A 2,669-nucleotide genomic window follows, 5' to 3' on the forward strand; every position below is an offset into this window, starting at 1 on the left:
GTCGCCTACGGCCTCATCGCCCGCGAGGTGGAGCGCGTCGACTCCGGCTATCGCTCGATGATGAGCGTGCAGTCGTCGCTGGTCATGGTTCCGATTCACGAATTCGGCAATGAGGCGACCAAGCAGAAATATCTGCCGAAGCTCGCCAAGGGCGAGTTCATCGGCTGCTTCGGCCTGACCGAGCCGAACCACGGCTCCGATCCCGGCGGCATGATCACGCGCGCCCGCAAGGTCGACGGCGGCTACCGCCTGTCGGGCGCAAAGATGTGGATCACCAACAGCCCGATCGCCGACGTGTTCGTCGTCTGGGCGAAGGACGACGCCGGCGAGATCCGCGGCTTCGTGCTGGAAAAGGGCTGGAAGGGTCTCAGCGCGCCGGCGATTCATGGCAAGGTCGGCCTGCGCGCCTCGCTCACCGGCGAGATCGTGCTCGACGACGTGTTCTGCCCGGAAGAGAACGCGTTCCCCGAAGTGCGCGGCCTGAAGGGTCCATTCACCTGTTTGAACAGCGCGCGCTACGGCATCGCCTGGGGCGCGCTCGGCGCGGCGGAAGATTGTTTCGCGCGCGCGTCAGTATGTGCTCGACCGCAAACAGTTCGGCCGCCCGCTCGCCGCCAACCAGCTCATCCAGAAGAAGCTCGCGGACATGCTGACCGAGATCGCGCTTGGCCTGCAGAGCTGCCTGCAGCTGGGGCGGATGAAGGACGAAGGCGCAGCGCCGGTGGAAGTCACCTCGATCCTGAAACGCAACAATTGCGGAAAGGCGCTCGATATCGCGCGCATGGCCCGCGACATGATGGGCGGCAACGGCATTTCCGACGAGTTCGGCGTCGCCCGCCATCTCGTCAATCTCGAAGTCGTCAACACCTATGAAGGCACGCACGACGTCCATGCGCTCATCCTCGGCCGCGCCATCACAGGAATCGCGGCTTTCGCCTAGGACGTCGGGGCGCGGCGCCGGGCCAAATTCCAGGAACTGACGATATGCAAGAAGCAGTGATCGTGTCGACGGCGCGCACGCCGATCGGCAAGGCCTATCGCGGCGCCTTCAACGCCACGGCTGGCGTCGAGTTGGCCGCGCCGATCCTCGGCGCCGTGCTGGAACGCGCCGGAGTCGAGCCCGGAGAGGTCGAGGAACTGACCTTCGGATGCGGTTACCCAGAGGGTGCGACCGGAGGCAACGTCGCGCGCTACACGGCGTTCCGCGCCGGATTGCCGGCTTCCTCCGCCGCCTCGATGGTCAGCCGCTTTTGCGCCTCGGGGCTGGAGGCCATCGCTTCCGCCGCGCGTCGGGTGATGGTCGATGGCGTGCCGATCGCAGTTGCCGGCGGGCTCGAATCGATCAGCCTTGTTCAGCCGAACGCCAATCGCATTCATCTTCGAAACGCCTGGCTCGAGCGCAACAAGCCCGGCGTCTACGCGACGATGATCGAGACCGCCGACCTTGTCGCGTCGCGCTACGGCGTGAGCAGCGAGGCGCAAGACGCCTTTGCGCTGGAAAGCCAAAAGCGCACCGCGATCGCGCAGGCGGCCGCTCTGTTCGATGACGAAATCGTCGCCATGACAGTGACGAAAAGCCGCCTCGATGACAAAGGGCTCGTCATTGGTCAGGAACAGGTTACGCTCGACAGAGACGAAGGCAATCGTCCGACCACGACGCTCGATGGCCTCGCCAGGTTGAAGCCGGTGCGTGAAGGGCAGTTCGTCACGGCGGGCAACGCCAGCCAGCTTTCCGACGGCGCCTCGCTTTGCGTGTTGATGTGGGCGGCTGAAGCGGAACGGCGTAATCTCTCGCCTCTCGGGGCCTTCCGCGGCTTTGCCACGGCTGGCTGCGAGCCAGACGAAATGGGTATCGGCCCGGTGTTCGCCTTACCGCGTCTCCTCGAACGCCACGGCCTCGCGATCGACGACATCGATCTCTGGGAACTGAACGAAGCCTTCGCCAGCCAGGCCATCTATTGCCGCGACCGGCTCGGGCTGCCCCCGCAAAAGCTCAACATCAACGGCGGGGCGATTTCGATCGGTCATCCGTTCGGCATGAGCGGGGCGCGCATGGTCGGCCACGCCCTTCTGGAAGGCCGTCGGCGGAAAGCCAAGTGGGCGGTGGTCACCATGTGTGTCGCCGGCGGCATGGGCTGCGCCGGCCTCCTGGAAATCTTCTGACCGATCGTCTCGCGGCCTCGGAGCAGTTCATGACGCACATCAATTGGGTCGTCGATCTCCAGCAGGACGGCGAGATCGCCGTCATCGTCGTCAATTCGCCGCCGGTCAACGCCCTGTCGGCCGCTGTGCGCGGCGGAATCGCACGCGCGGTGAAAATCGCCGTCGCCGAACCCGCCGTCAAGGCGATCGTGCTCGTCTGCGATGGCCGCACCTTTATCGCCGGCGCCGACGTCACGGAATTCGACAAGCCGCCGGTTCCGCCTTCCCTGGCCGAAACGCTCGGCGCAATCGAGAATGCCACCAAGCCGGTCGTCGCCGCGCTGCATGGAACGGCGCTCGGCGGCGGATTGGAGATCGCGCTCGCCGCGCACTATCGTCTCGCCGTCCCCGACGCGAAGCTCGGACTTCCTGAAATCAAGCTCGGCCTCATTCCCGGCGGCGGCGGTACGCAGCGGCTTCCTCGCCTGATCGGCGTCGAGAGGGCGCTGGACGTGATTCATTCCGGG

Annotated in this window: 2 protein-coding genes and 1 pseudogene; all 3 read left to right on the plus strand. The window is 65.6% G+C overall.

Annotated features, from left to right (window positions below):
* Nucleotides 1-940, plus strand: a pseudogene (locus ACLP25_RS07295) (acyl-CoA dehydrogenase family protein); the annotation flags it as partial.
* Nucleotides 941-984: 44 nt separating this feature from the next.
* The gene (locus ACLP25_RS07300) at nt 985-2,163 is read left to right on the plus strand and encodes an acetyl-CoA C-acyltransferase (RefSeq protein ID WP_442468551.1); all 1,179 of its coding nucleotides are present in this window, start codon (nt 985-987) and stop codon (nt 2,161-2,163) included.
* 38 nt (nt 2,164-2,201) lie between these two features.
* A partial coding sequence (locus ACLP25_RS07305) for an enoyl-CoA hydratase-related protein (RefSeq protein WP_442468552.1) occupies nt 2,202-2,669 on the plus strand: 468 nt, incomplete at its 3' end.

Source organism: Roseiarcus sp., assembly GCF_052145395.1.
Lineage (GTDB): Bacteria > Pseudomonadota > Alphaproteobacteria > Rhizobiales > Beijerinckiaceae > Roseiarcus.